Consider the following 13653-nt stretch of genomic DNA (forward strand, 5'->3'; position numbering starts at 1 on the left):
CTCCGCCCCTCCCCACACCGGGTGGGCAGAGGCGGAGCCGCCGGACCGGGTTCACAGTCGCTGGTTGAGGCGGTGGTAGGCCGCGCTCCAGCGCAGCTCGTTGGCCAGCGAGCGCCGGGTGGTGCCGGCGCCGATGAGCACCAGCTCGGTCGCGAAGATCTCGGCGAGGTCGGTGAGCTCGTCGGCGCCGAGCTGCGTGGTCAGCACCGTGTGGTGCGGGCCCCCGGCGGTCAGCCAGCCCTCGGTGGACGTCGAGAAGTCAGGCCGCGGCTCCCACACCGCCCGCGCAACGGGCAGGTTCGGCAGCGGCTCGGACGGCGGCACGACGTCGATCTCGTTGGCCACCCAGCGGAAGCGGTCGCCGAGGTCGGCCCAGCCGATCACGACGCCCTCAGCGGGCGCCGCGTCGAAGACCAGGCGGGCCGGGTCCTCGCGACCCCCGATCGAGAGCGGGTGCACCTCCAGCGAGGGCCGCCCGCCGGCGATGGTCGGGCAGACCTCGAGCATGTGGGCGCCGAGGATCTTCGGCGTCTCCGAGGCCAGGTCGTAGGTGTAGTCCTCCATGAACGAGGTGCCACCGGGGAGCCCGGTCGCGGCCGTCTTCAGCACGCGCAGCAGCGCGGCGGTCTTCCAGTCGCCCTCGCCGCCGAAGCCGTAGCCGTCGGCCATGAGCCGCTGCACGGCCAGTCCGGGCAGCTGCCGCAGACCGCCGAGGTCCTCGAAGTTGGTCGTGAACGCGCCGAATCCGCCTTCGGTGAGGAAGCGGCGCAGCGCCACCTCGATCCGCGCCTGGTACCGGACGGCGTCGTGCTGCGCGCCCCCGGGCCGGACGTCGGCCGCCATCTCGTACAGGTCGCCGTACTCCTGCACCAACGAGTCGACGTCCTCGTCCGCCACGGCGTCCACCACGGCCACCAGGTCGTTGACGCCCCAGGTGTTCACGGACATCCCGAACCGGAGCTGCGCCTCGACCTTGTCGCCCTCGGTCACCGCGACGTCGCGCATGTTGTCGCCGAAGCGCGCCAGCTTCAGCTCCCGCGCGGCGGCGGCGCCGACGGCCGCCCGCGCCCAGGAACCGACCCGTGCCCGCACGGCCGGGTTGCCGACGTGGCCGGCGACCGTCGCGCGCGGCTGGCGCAGCCGGGTGAGGACGAACCCGTGCTCCCGGTCGCCGTGGGCGGCCTGGTTGAGGTTCATGAAATCCATGTCGATCGTCGCCCACGGGAGGGCGGCGTCGGCCTGGGTGTGCAGGTGCAGCAGGGGTTTGCGCAGCGCGTCGACGCCGGCGATCCACATCTTCGCGGGCGAGAACGTGTGCATCCAGGTGATGACGCCGAGGCACGCAGGGTCCTCGTTGGCCTCGCCCATGATGCGCCGGATGGCGTCGGCGTCGGTCAGCACCGGCTTCCAGACCACGCGGACGGGCACCTCGGCGGCCTCGTCGAGGGCGGCGGCCACACGTCGGGACTGCTCCGCGACCTGCTGGAGGGTCTCGTCGCCGTACAGCCCCTGGCTGCCGGTCAGGAACCAGACCTCGCGGTCGTCGAACGGGGCAGTCACACGTTCCTCCATCAGCGTTGTCCGTACACGTTCTGGTACCGGGCGTAGAGCGAGTCGATGTCCGCCTGCGCGATCGGGATGGGCTCCCCGAGCTGGCGGGAGAGGTGGACCGTGCGCGCGACGTCCTCGGTCATGACGGCGGCCTTGACCGCGGCCTTGGCGTCGCGGCCGACGGTGAAGACGCCGTGGTTCTGCATGAGCACGGCCGGCGAGCGGGAGCCCCGCAGCGTGGCGACGACGCCCTGGCCGATCGAGTCGTCGCCGATGAGCGCGAACGGGCCGACCGGGATCGGCCCGCCGAACTCGTCGGCCATCGCCGTCAGCACGCACGGGATCTCCTCCCCGCGAGCGGCCCAGGCCGCGGCGTACGGGCTGTGCGTGTGCACCTGCCCGCCGACGTCGGCCATGTGGCGGTAGACGTAGGCGTGGGCGGCGGTGTCCGAGGACGGCGCCTTGACCCCGTCGACGACCTCCCCGTCCAGGTCGCAGACGGTGATGCCCTCCCACGTCAGCTCGTCGTAGGAGACTCCGCTGCCCTTGATCACGAACAGGTCCTCGCCGGGGACGCGGGCGGACACGTTGCCCGCCGTCCAGGTCACCAGCGCGTAGCGGGTGAGCTCGGCATGCAGGGCGGCGACGTGCTCGCGCAGCTCGCGGTGGGTGCCCCGCTCGGTGCGGGTCTGCGTGGCGGTCATGCCAACTCCTCGGTCGGGACGGCGGAGGGCGTCTCGGGTCCGCCGGTCCCCGGCGTACCGACCCCTACGTGCTCCACGGCTGCGCGCTCGACCGGGAGCGCGGCGACGTACCGCTGCATGAACGCGTCGAACCCCTCGACGTCGGCGGGGTCGGGCTCCACGGTCAGGCCCGTGCCGGTGAAGACCGTCCTGTCCAGGTAGTCCGCCAGGCTCTGCCCGGGCTCAGCCCGGGTGGCGAAGGCGGCCAGGACGGCGATGCCCCAGGCGCCCCCCTCGCCGGCGACGTCGCCGACGGAGACCGGGGTGTCGATCGCAGCGGCCAGGAAGCGTTGTGCGACGCCCTCGGTCTTGAACAGGCCACCGTGCGCGAACATCCGGTCCAGCCGCACGCCCTCGGTCTTCTGCAGGACGTCCATGCCGATCCTCAGCGTCGCCAGGGACGAGTACAGGTGGGCCCGCATGAAGGTTCCGAGGTCCAACCGGCTGTCCGGGGAGCGCAGGAACAGCGGCCGGCCCTCCTCGAGACCGGTGATCGGCTCCCCGGAGAGGTAGTTGTAGGCGAGCATCCCGCCGCCGTCGCTCGCCCCGCCCAGGGCGGCGGTGAAGAGGGTCGCGAAGACCTCCGACGGGCCGGCGTCGGAACCCAGCGCGCGGGCGAACTCGGTGAACAGCCCGGCCCAGGCGTCCAGCTCGCTGGCCCCGTTGTTGCAGTGCACCATCGCCACCGGGTCCCCGGCCGGCGTGGTGACCAGGTCCAGCTCGCGGTGCGGCCGGGCGAGGGCGCGCTCGAGCACGACCATGGCGAAGATCGACGTCCCGGCGGAGACGTTGCCGGTGCGCGGGGCGACCGAGTTGGTGGCGACCATCCCCGTGCCCGCGTCACCTTCGGGTGGGCACAGCGGGCTCCCGGGGCGCAGCCGCCCGGTCGGGTCCAGCAGGGCCGCGCCCTTCTCGGTGAGCGTCCCGGCCGGCCGGCCGGCGACCGCGATCGCGGGTAGCAGGTCGGCCAGGCTCAGCTCGACCCCGGCCTCGGCGGCCAGCTGGTCGAACCGGGCCAGCATCGTGGCGTCGTACGAACCGGTGGCGCCGTCGATCGGGAACATGCCGCTGGCATCCCCGATGCCCAGGACCTTCTCGCCGGTGAGCTGCTCGTGCACGTGGCCGGCCAGGGTCGTCAGGTGATCCAGGCGGCCGATGTGGTCCTCACCGTCCAGGATCGCCTGGTACAGGTGCGCGACGCTCCACCGGTGCGGGATGTTGACGCCGAACTCCGCGCTGAGCCGCTCGGCCGCGCGGCCCGTGTTCGTGTTGCGCCAGGTGCGGAAGGGCGTGAGCAGCTCGCCGTCGGCGTCGAACGCGAGGTAGCCGTGCATCATCGCCGACACGCCGAGGGAGCCGACCGCTCCCAGCTCGATCCCGTGACGGCGCCGAAGGTCCTCGGCCAGGGCCGCGACGCTCTGCTGCACACCCGTCCAGACGGCCTCCAGCGAGTACGTCCACAGCCGGTCCACGAGCTGGTTCTCCCAGTCGTGGCTGCCCACGGCGAGCGGAGCGTGGTCGGGACCGATCAGCACCGCCTTGATCCGGGTCGAGCCGAGCTCGATCCCCAGGGCCGTGCGACCGAGGGTGATCGCCTCACCGGGGTGCATGCCCGCACCGACCTCGCCCATCAGGCCTCCTGCCTCGTCGTTGTGATCGTTCACATCAGCCTGTCACGGTGCCGGCGGACCGGTGCTGGACCGGACCACCAGACTCGCCGGCACCGGGTCCGGGTGCGGCTCCTCACCCCGGAGCCGGCCCAGGACCAGGTCCACCCCGCGCCGGCCCAGCTCGGCGAAGTCCTGCCGGACGGTGGTCAGGGGCGGGACGAAGTACGGCGCCTCGGGCAGGTCGTCGAACCCGACGACGCTCAGATCGCCGGGCACCGAGAGACCGGCGTCGTGCAGCGCCGCCAGCAGGCCGAGGCTCATCTGGTCGTTGGCGGAGAACACCGCCGTGATCGGTTCACCGTCCCGGCGCCGCGCCACGACCGCCTGGCCGGCCGCGTAGCCGGAGGCCGGCGTCCAGTCGCCGCGCGGCAGCGCCTCGGGCACCGGCACGCCGGCGGTGCGCAGCTCGGCGCGCCAGCCGTCGGTACGGCCACGGGCCTCCTGGGAGTCGGCCGGCCCCGGTAGGTGGTGCACCGTCCGGTGCCCGAGGTCGAGCAGGTGCCGGACCGCCGTCCGGGCCCCCGCCACCTGGTCGATCGCCACCGCGGGCCGGTCGTCGGCACCACCCACCTGGACGGCGACGAGCGGGACCGGCGGCGCCAGCCGGCTCACCGCGTCGGCCGCGTCGTCGTAGGTGGACAGGGCGACGACGGCGTCCACCCCGTGGGCGACCAGGTCGTCGACCGCCGTCCGCATCGCCTCCGCGGTGGCCTCGTCGAGGATGGTCACCGACAGCGCGTACCCGGCTGCCCGGGCCGCCTTCTCCAGGCCGATCATCGTCTGCGCCGGCCCGTACTGGGCGATGTTGACGGTGACCAGCCCGAGGGTGCGGCTCGACCCGGTGACCAGGGCACGGGCAGCACGGTTCGGCCGGTAGCCGAGCTCGAGGATCGCCTGCCGCACGCGTTCCCGGGTGAGCGGGGCGACGCTCGGGTGATCGTTGATCACCCGCGACACCGTCTGGTAGGACACGCCCGCTCGCTGCGCGACGTCGGCCAGGCCGGGGGCGCGGGTCCCCGTCACCTCGGCAGCCATGGAGCCTCCCTCCTACGCGCCCGGAGCGGCGGGGTCGACGACGCGCCCGATCAGCGGGAGGCGCCGGCGCGGCGCTTGTTGTAGACGTCGAAGGCGACGGCCAGCAGCAGCACGAGCCCCTTGACCACGGACTGGATCTGCTGCTCGACGCCCATGAGCTGCATGCCGTTGCTCATCACCGCCATGATCAGGCCCCCGACCATGGCGCCGACGACCGTACCGACGCCACCGGTCACCGCCGCACCGCCGATGAAGGCCGCGGCGATCGCGTCGAGCTCGAACATGTTGCCCGCGGCGGGCTGGGCGCCGTTGGACCGGGAGGAGTAGATGACCCCGGCGACCCCGGCGAGGAAGCCCATGTTGACGAAGATCCAGAAGTTGACCTTCTTGACCTTCACGCCGGAGAGCTGCGCGGCGGCCAGGTTGCCGCCGATGGCGTAGACCTGGCGGCCGAAGACGGTGCGCTTGGTGACGATCCCGTAGGCGATGACCAGCACGGCCAGGATGATCAGCACGATCGGCAGCCCGCGGGCGTGGGCCAGCTGCCAGGCGAAGTACATGACGACGGCGCCGACCACGGCGATCCGGGCGATGAACGCCCCGAGGGACCCGACCGGCTGCTCGTAGCGCACGCGGGCCGCCCGGGTGCGCCAGGCGCTGACCGCGTAGCCGCCCACCGCGACCGCACCGATGAGCAGCGTGAACGCGTCGTAGCCGTAGCCGCCGAGCAGCCCGTTGAGGAACCCGGTGGCCACGTCGGTGTACCTGTCCGGGAAGGGCGACAGGGAGACGTTGTCGAGCACCTGCAGGGTCAGGCCGCGGAACAGCAGCATGCCGGCGAGGGTGACGATGAAGGCCGGTATCCCGACGTAGGCCACCCAGAACCCGTGCCAGGCCCCGACGAGGATGCCGACCCCCAGGGCGGCGACGATGCCCACCCACCAGGGCAGGCCCTGCTGGATGACCAGTACCGCGGAGACCGCCCCGGTGAGCGCGACCACCGACCCCACGGAGAGGTCGATGTGCCCGGCGATGATCACGATGACCATGCCGATGGCCAGCACCAGGATGTAGGAGTACTGCAGGATGATGTTCGTGATGTTGCCCGGGCGCAGCAGCGTCCCGTCGGTGAGGATCGTGAACAGCAGGACGATCGCGACGAAGGCGACGTAGATGCCGCTCTGCCGCATGTTGCTGGTCAGCTTGTGCCAGAGGTTCTTGTCGTCGTCGGGCCGCGTGCCGGGGGCGGCGGCGCCGGGAGCCGGGGTGATCGACTCCTCCTGGGGCACGGTCTTGGTCACGCCGCGGCCTCCTTGTTCTTCGTCATGAGCGCCATGAGGTTCTCCTGGGTCGCCTCGGCCACCGGCAGCTCACCGGTGATCCGGCCTTCGGCCAGCGTGTAGATGCGGTCACAGATGCCGAGCAGCTCCGGCAGCTCCGACGAGATGACGACGACGGCCTTCCCGTCCGCCACCAGCCGGTTGATGATCGTGTAGATCTCGTACTTCGCCCCGACGTCGATCCCGCGGGTCGGCTCGTCGAGGATCAGCACCTCGGGGTCGGTGTAGAGCCACTTGGACAGCACGACCTTCTGCTGGTTGCCGCCCGAGAGCTTGCCGACGATCGAGGAGACGCTCGGCGCCTTGATGTTCATGCTGCGCCGGCTGTCCTCGGCGACCTTGGTCTCCTCGTTGTCGTTCACCCAGCCGGCGCGCGACAGCTTGCCCAGGGCGGCGGCCGAGATGTTCTGCCGGATGTCCTGGATCAGGTTGAGGCCGTAGTGCTTGCGGTCCTCGGTCGCGTAGGCGATCCCGTGGTCGATCGCCTCGGCCACGGTGCGGGCCTTGATCTCCTTGCCGTGCAGGAGGAGCCGGCCGCCGGTGTACCGCCCCCAGGCGCGGCCGAAGATGCTCATCGCGAACTCGGTGCGCCCGGCGCCCATGAGACCGGCGATCCCGACGACCTCGCCGGCCCGCACGGAGATCGACGCCTGGTCGACCACCAGCCGGTCGTTGACCGGGTGCCTCACCGACCAGTCCTCGACGCGCAGGACCTCCTCGCCGGGGTGCGACTCGCGGTCGGGGTAGTAGCTCTCCAGGTCGCGGCCGACCATGCCGCGGATGATCCGGTCCTGGGTGACCTCACCGGCGTCGAGGTCGAGCGTCTCCACCGTCTTCCCGTCGCGGATCACGGTGACCTGGTCGGCGATCGCGGTGATCTCGTTGAGCTTGTGCGAGATCATGATGGAGGTGATCCCGCGCTCCCTGAGGTCGCGCAGCAGGCCGAGCAGGTGGGCGGAGTCGTTGTCGTTCAGCGCGGCCGTCGGCTCGTCGAGGATGAGCAGCTTGACGTCCTTGGACAGCGCCTTGGCGATCTCGACCAGCTGCTGCTTGCCGACGCCCAGCTGGCCGACCGGCGTCGTCGCGTTCTCCCGCAGGCCTACCGAGCGCAGCAGCTCGGCGGCCTCGGCGTTGGCCCTGTTCCAGTCGATCAGCCCGCCGCGGCCGCGGCGCTCGTTGCCCAGGAAGATGTTCTCGGCGATCGAGAGGTAGGGGACGAGCGCGAGCTCCTGGTGGATGATCGCGATCCCGGCGTGCTCGCTGTCGCGGATCCCCGAGAAGGAGACCGGCGTGCCGTCGAAGACGATCTCGCCGTCGTACTCCCCGGCCGGGTAGACGCCGGAGAGGACCTTCATCAGCGTGGACTTGCCGGCGCCGTTCTCTCCGCAGATCGCGTGGATCTCACCGCGGCGCACGGCCAGATTGACGTTCTCCAGCGCCTTCACACCGGGGAAGGTCTTGGTGATGGAGCGCATCTCCAGGATGTTGTCGTCCATGGACTCCGTCGTCCTCGTCCGTGTCATCGCGTGCTGCGGATGTGTGGGTCCAGGGGCCGGCGCCGGCCGGCGCGGTGGGGCAGCCGGCCGGCGCGCCCTCTGGTGGTGCGGCGCTCGTGCTGAGTGGACCTGCGGCGGTGCGGACGTGCGGTGGTGCGGTGGTGCTGAGGTTCCCGAGCCGGGCCCGGCGGCGCCGTCGGCAGGCCGCCGGGCCCGGAGCGGGAGGGCAGGTCAGTCGGCCTGGCCGGCGTCGACCTCTGCCTGGGTGTAGTACTCGGTGTCGATCAGGGTCTGCTGGATGTTGTCGGCGAACACGGTCTCGACGGGCAGCAGGTAGGACGGGACGACCTTCACGCCGTTGTCGTACGTGGTGGTGTCGTTGGCCTCCGGCTCCTCACCCTCGAGGAACGCCTCGGCGGCGATGACGGCCTGCTCGGCCAGCTGCCGGGTGTCCTTGAAGATCGTCGAACCCTGGGTGCCCTCGGCGATCAGCTTGACCGAGGCGATCTCGGCGTCCTGACCGGTGATGACCGGCATCGGCTTGGCGTCGGTGCCGTACCCGGCGTTGGCCAGCGCGGTGATGATGCCGCGGGACAGGCCGTCGTAGGGCGAGAGGACGCCGTCGACGACCGAGCCGTCGTTGTAGGCGGAGGTCAGCAGGTCCTCCATCCGCCGCTGGGCGGTCTCCTGCTGCCAGCGCAGGATCGCGGCCTGCTCGATGCTGGTCTGGCCCGACTTCACGACCAGGGTGCCGTCGTCGATGTAGGGCTGCAGCACCGACATGGCGCCCTCCCAGAAGAAGGTCGCGTTGTTGTCGTCCAGCGAGCCGGCGAACAGCTCGACGTTGAACGGACCCGCGACGTCGGTCTGCTCGCCCTCGCGGTCGAGGATGCCGAGCCCGGTCAGCAGGGCGTTGGCCTGCGCGACGCCGACCTCGAAGTTGTCGAAGCTGACGTAGAAGTCGACGTTCTCGCTGTCGCGGATCAGCCGGTCGTAGGAGATGACCGGGATGCCGGCGGCGGCCGCGGCGTCGAGCTGGCTGCTGAGCGCGGTCCCGTCGATGGCGGCGATGATCAGCGAGTCGGCGCCCTGGGTGATCATCTGGTCGATCTGCTGCGCCTGGGTGGGGATGTCGTCGTTCGCGTACGCCAGTTCGACCTGGTAGTCCAGGGCCTCCAGCTGCGACTCGACGGCCTCGCCGTCGGCGATCCAGCGCTCGGAGGTCTGGGTCGGCATCGAGACGCCGACCAACATGTCCTCGGCGCTGGCGTTCTCGTCGCCGGCGCTCGAGCCCCCGCCGGCGCCCTCGCCGCCGCACGCCGCCAGGGTGAGCGCCAGAGTGGCGCCCAGTGCGGTCAAGCCGAGCCGATTGCTCACATTGGCCTCCTCGTCGAAGCATCTGCCGCCGAGCCTCGGCGCTCAGACCCCGCACCTGCGGGAGCACCAATGTGAACGTTCACAACGGGTGTCGTCAAGAGGCCCGGACGTCACGGTCAGGTAACGCCGCGGCCATCTCCGCGTCACCCGTCCGAACGGAGGAGAGCCCGTCGGCCGGTGCAGCGCGTCGCTCGGGACGTCCTCCTCGCCGGGAACGTCAGCTCCGCCGCGCCGTGCGGTGCGTCCCCGAGGCGCCCCCGTCGGCGAGCGCCGCGACCGCCGGCAGCAGCACGCCGCGGCCCGGCCCGGGAGGCGGCGCGCGCGCACCGGTGGCCGTCGCGGCAGCCTCCGCACACAGCGCCCTGACCGGTCGCCGGCGGGCGGTGCCCGGTCCCGCGCCCCGGCGGTGCGGGGGGGGGTGGGGACGGGGGTCAGCGCAGGGTGATCTGGCGGGACAACAGCCCCGCGCGGGCACGCCGCTCGTCGGCGGTCAGCGGCGCGGTCTCGGTGAGAGCCTTCTCCAGCCGGCCCTGGAACTCGCGCGCCGGCGCGATCCAGTCCTCGGCGGGGGTGTCGGCAGGCAGGTCCCACACCGGGACGACGAGGCCGTGGGCGCGGAAGGCGCCGGCGTACCGGGTGCCCTCCCCGAGGAGGATCTGCTCGGCGGCCGACAGCCGGGCCAGCGCGTCGAGGAGCTGCTCCTCCTTCTCCGCCCGCACCCAGCGCAGGTGCGCCCGCTCGCTGCCCGGACGCACCCAGTAGGCGGCCTCCAGCCCCTCGAGCCGCACGGTCGGCAGGATCGCCTCGTTGGCCTGCGCCAGGCCCGCGCGCGCCGCAGGGCTCGGGTCGGTGCCCTCCAGCCAGAAGTCGAACGTGTCGTGCACGGTCACCTCGAGCGGCGCGGTGAGGTCCAGGACCTCCTGCAGCCGCGGGCCCGCCGACCCGGCGCCACCGATGGGGCCCGGGTCCACCGGCGCACCGGCCGGGGCCTCCAGCGCCGCGGCGATCGCGGTGCCGAGGTCGCGGCTGACGTCGTCCGACGAGGTCGCCAGCTGGGCACCGACGAGGATCTGGCCGTTGGCGCGGACCAGGCCCGGGGCGCCCCCGGGCAGCACGCTGGCCAGGGTCAGCTCGCGGCCGTCGGCCGAGCGCAGCGTCGCCGTCGCCGCCGGCACCAGCTCCCGCAGCGCCACCCAGTCCGCCTCGCCGGGCAGACCCTCGAAGGGCCGCGTCACCGGCGGGGCGTAGCCCGACCCGTGGCAGTGCTTGTAGCGGCGGCCCGACCCGCAGGCGCAGGGGGCCTTCGGGTTGACGCCGCCCTCGGCGACGGGGGCGGTGGCGGTGGAGCGCTTGCGGGAAGCCATGCGGGTCAGCGTAGGTGGCGGCGCGCGGGGCCCCGCCCCGAGGCTCCTAGGCTTCCCGGCATGACCGTGGCCGCCGATGCGCTCGACCTCCGCGCCCCGTCGTTCGTCGCCGACCCGTACCCGGCGTTCGCGCGGGCGCGGGCGCAGGCGCCCGTGCAGTGGCACGAGGGGCTGGGGCTGTGGCTGGCGCTCACCCACGCCGAGTCCAACGCCGTGCTGCGCGACCGGCGGCTGGGCCGCATCTGGCGGGACAGGGAGCCGGCCGAGCGGTTCGGCAGCTTCAACCTCATCCACCGCAACGCGATCCTGGAGATGGAGCCGCCGGACCACACCCGGCTGCGGCGGCTGATCACCAGCGCGTTCGCCCGGGGCCACGTGGAGCGGCTGCGGCCCTGGGTCGAGGAGCTGGCCGGCCGGCTGGCCGACGACCTGGTGGAGCGCTCGGCCGGGTCCGAGCCGGTCGACCTCCTCACCGGCATGGCCGAGCAGCTGCCCGTCGCCGTCATCGCCGAGCTGCTGGGCGTCCCCGAGGCCGACCGCCCGCTGCTGCGGCCGTGGTCGAACGCGATCGTGAAGATGTACGAGTACGGGCGCACGGCAGCCGTCGAGGAGGCGGCCGAGCGCGCGGCGGACGAGTTCGTCACGTACCTGCGCCGGCTCGCCGCGGAGCGGCGCACCTCCCCCGGCGAGGACCTGCTCTCCCACCTGGTGTCGGTCCGCGACACCGACGGCGACAAGCTCACCGAGGACGAGCTGGTCACCACCTGCATCCTGCTGCTCAACGCCGGCCACGAGGCGACGGTCAACGTGACCGGCAACGGCATGCTGGCCCTGCTCCGCCACCCCGACCAGCTGTCCGCCCTGCGCGCCGACCGCACCCTGCTCCCGGCCGCGCTGGAGGAGCTCATGCGCTTCGACCCGCCGCTGCAGCTGTTCGAGCGCACCGCCACCGCCGACGTGCAGATCGGCGGCGTCACCGTGGGCGAGGGGCAGAAGATCGCCGCGCTGCTCGGCGCGGCCAACCACGACCCCGCCGTCTTCGCCGAGCCCGAGACCCTCGACGTCCGGCGCACCGACAACCCGCACATCGCCTTCGGCGCGGGCATCCACTTCTGCATCGGGGCGCCGCTCGCGCGGGTAGAGCTGCAGGCCACGTTCGGCGCCCTCCTGGACCGGACGGCGGTGCTGGAGCTCGGCGGCGAGCCGGTGCGCCGCCCGGAGTTCGTGATCCGCGGCCTGGAGACGCTGCCCGTCGTCCTCGGTCGCTGACCGGCTCCCCGCCGTCCTGGCCCACCTGATCACCGAGAGGCCACGGCTAGATCGTGAGCGCGGTCACTGGCAGGATCCGGCCATGCGCGGCTTGATGCAGGACTACCCCCTCACGATCGACTCGATCTTCCGGCACGTCGAGCAGCACTACGGCGACGGGACGATCGTCACCAACAACCCCGGCGGGGTGACCCGGGCGACCTACGCGGAGTGGGCCCAGCGGACCCGCAAGCTGGGCGGCGTCCTCGACACCCTCGGCATCAGCGCCGAGGGGCGGGTCGGCACCTTCGGCTGGAACAGCCAACGGCACCTCGAGCTCTACTTCGCCGCCCCCTGCACCGGGCGGGTGCTGCACACACTCAACGTGCGGCTCTTCCCCGAGCAGCTGACCTACATCGCCAACCACGCCGAGGACGAGGTCGTCTTCGTCGACCGCACCGTGCTGCCGCTGCTGTGGCCGCTGATCGACACCATGAAGACGGTCAGGCACGTCGTGGTCATGGACGACGGCGGCGCCAACGAGGTCCCCGACGACCCGCGCGTGCTGGACTACGAGACCCTCCTGGCCGCCGCCCAGCCGGTCGAGTTCGCCGTCACGGACGAGTGGCGGGCCGCCTCGATGTGCTACACGTCGGGCACCACGGGCAACCCGAAGGGCGTCGTCTACTCGCACCGCTCGACGGTGCTGCACGCCATGGCCGCCATCGCGCCCAACGCCTTCAGCCTGAGCGTCCGCGACGTGGCGATGCCGGTCGTGCCGATGTTCCACGCCAACGCGTGGGGCATCGCGCAGGCGGCGCCCGCCGCCGGCGCCTCGCTGGTCATGCCGGGCGCGATGATGCAGCCCGAGAACCTGGCGAAGCTGATCGTCGACGAGGGCGTCACCTTCACCGCCGGCGTCCCGACCATCTGGCAGGGCGTGCTGCCCCACCTGGCCGGCCAGCCCCACAAGCTGCGCGACATCGGCTGCGGCGGCTCGGCCGTCCCGAAGGCGCTGAGCGAGGCCTACCGCGAGCAGGTGGGCATCCCGATCCTGCAGGCCTGGGGCATGACGGAGACGTCGCCGGTCGCGTCGTCGGGCATCCTGCCGCGCCGGTTCCAGGACGCCGACGACGCCACCAAGGCCGACCGCCGGGCCCGCGCCGGCGTCCCCCTGTTCGGGGTCGAGGCCCGCATCGTCGACGCCGACACCCTCCAGCCGCAGCCGTGGGACGACCAGGCCACCGGTGAGCTGCAGGTGCGCGGGCCGTGGTGCGCGCAGGAGTACTACAACCCCGACGCCGGGGTGGAGCTCACGACCGCCGACGGGTGGATGAAGACCGGCGACGTCGCGGCCATGGACGAGTACGGCTCGATCCGCATCGCCGACCGCACGAAGGACCTCATCAAGTCCGGCGGCGAGTGGATCAGCTCGGTCGACCTGGAGAACGCGATCATGAGCCACCCGAAGGTGAAGGAGGCCGCGGTCGTCGGCATCCCGCACCCGAAGTGGGACGAGCGCCCACTCGCCTGCGTGGTCCTCAAGGAGGGCGAGGAGTCCACGGAGGAGGAGATCCTCGACCACCTCCGGCCGCTGGTGGCCAAGTGGTGGATGCCCGACGCCGTCGAGTTCATCGACGAGGTGCCCAAGACCAGCGTCGGCAAGTTCTCCAAGAAGGACCTGCGCAGCCGCTTCGCGGAGTACGAGCTCAAGAGCTGAGCCGCGGGGGGGGGGGGGGGGGGGGGGGGGGGGGGGGGGGGGCGCGGCGGGCCGCGCGGCCGACCGGCCCCGGACCCGTGGGGGGGCGCTGGGGGGGGGGCGGGGGCTG

At 72.5% G+C, this 13653-nt stretch carries 10 protein-coding genes; 2 read left to right on the plus strand and 8 right to left on the minus strand.

What is annotated here, in order from left to right; genetic code table 11:
* Positions 1–51 precede the first annotated feature (51 nt).
* From araA to ACI794_RS17205, 8 genes are all read right to left on the minus strand, one after another.
* Positions 52–1560, minus strand: coding sequence for an L-arabinose isomerase (gene araA, locus ACI794_RS17170; protein WP_456616957.1), 1509 nt, complete (start codon positions 1558–1560; stop codon positions 52–54).
* An 11-nt stretch (positions 1561–1571) separates the two neighbouring features.
* Positions 1572–2255 (minus strand): L-ribulose-5-phosphate 4-epimerase, encoded by a 684-nt coding sequence (locus ACI794_RS17175; protein WP_456600829.1) that lies wholly within the window; start codon positions 2253–2255, stop codon positions 1572–1574.
* Positions 2252–3925 carry a xylulokinase gene (locus tag ACI794_RS17180; RefSeq protein ID WP_456600830.1) on the minus strand — a complete coding sequence of 558 codons (1674 nt, stop codon included), beginning with the start codon at positions 3923–3925 and terminating at the stop codon, positions 2252–2254. The genes ACI794_RS17175 and ACI794_RS17180 overlap by 4 nt, the downstream gene beginning before the upstream one ends.
* A 42-nt stretch (positions 3926–3967) precedes the next feature.
* Complete coding sequence (locus ACI794_RS17185; protein WP_456600831.1) at positions 3968–4999, minus strand: LacI family DNA-binding transcriptional regulator; 1032 nt, start codon at positions 4997–4999, stop codon at positions 3968–3970.
* Between the two features lie 50 nt (positions 5000–5049).
* Positions 5050–6300 carry a multiple monosaccharide ABC transporter permease gene (gene mmsB / locus ACI794_RS17190; RefSeq protein WP_456616958.1) on the minus strand — a complete coding sequence of 417 codons (1251 nt, stop codon included), beginning with the start codon at positions 6298–6300 and terminating at the stop codon, positions 5050–5052.
* Entirely contained in the window at positions 6297–7835 is a 1539-nt protein-coding gene (gene mmsA / locus ACI794_RS17195; protein WP_456616959.1) for a multiple monosaccharide ABC transporter ATP-binding protein, read from the minus strand. Before mmsA ends, mmsB begins: the two co-directional genes overlap by 4 nt.
* A gap of 231 nt (positions 7836–8066) precedes the next feature.
* Entirely contained in the window at positions 8067–9212 is a 1146-nt protein-coding gene (chvE, locus tag ACI794_RS17200) for a multiple monosaccharide ABC transporter substrate-binding protein (protein WP_456616960.1), read from the minus strand.
* A gap of 431 nt (positions 9213–9643) precedes the next feature.
* Entirely contained in the window at positions 9644–10576 is a 933-nt protein-coding gene (locus ACI794_RS17205) for a DUF5926 family protein (protein WP_456600835.1), read from the minus strand.
* Between the two features lie 60 nt (positions 10577–10636).
* On the opposite strand from ACI794_RS17205, the gene ACI794_RS17210 reads away from it, so the two are divergent.
* Positions 10637–11845: a cytochrome P450 gene (locus tag ACI794_RS17210; protein WP_456616961.1), complete on the plus strand. Its 1209-nt coding sequence runs from the start codon at positions 10637–10639 to the stop codon at positions 11843–11845.
* Positions 11846–11927: 82 nt separating this feature from the next.
* On the plus strand, positions 11928–13544 hold the full coding sequence (locus ACI794_RS17215; RefSeq protein WP_456600837.1) for a long-chain fatty acid--CoA ligase: 1617 nt from the start codon (positions 11928–11930) through the stop codon (positions 13542–13544).
* Positions 13545–13653: the final 109 nt, after the last annotated feature.

The sequence above is a fragment of the Blastococcus sp. SYSU DS0541 genome, from assembly GCF_054050875.1.

Excerpts from the sequence above, each read along its gene's own strand:
- ACI794_RS17175 (WP_456600829.1), bottom strand. The coding sequence starts at position 2,255 with ATGACCGCCACGCAGACCCGCACCGAGCGGGGCACCCACCGCGAGCTG.
- ACI794_RS17180 (WP_456600830.1), bottom strand. The coding sequence starts at position 3,925 with ATGGGCGAGGTCGGTGCGGGCATGCACCCCGGTGAGGCGATCACCCTC.
- ACI794_RS17185 (WP_456600831.1), bottom strand. The coding sequence starts at position 4,999 with ATGGCTGCCGAGGTGACGGGGACCCGCGCCCCCGGCCTGGCCGACGTC.
- mmsA (WP_456616959.1), bottom strand. The coding sequence starts at position 7,835 with ATGGACGACAACATCCTGGAGATGCGCTCCATCACCAAGACCTTCCCC.
- ACI794_RS17205 (WP_456600835.1), bottom strand. The coding sequence starts at position 10,576 with ATGGCTTCCCGCAAGCGCTCCACCGCCACCGCCCCCGTCGCCGAGGGC.
- ACI794_RS17210 (WP_456616961.1), top strand. The coding sequence starts at position 10,637 with ATGACCGTGGCCGCCGATGCGCTCGACCTCCGCGCCCCGTCGTTCGTC.
- ACI794_RS17215 (WP_456600837.1), top strand. The coding sequence starts at position 11,928 with ATGCGCGGCTTGATGCAGGACTACCCCCTCACGATCGACTCGATCTTC.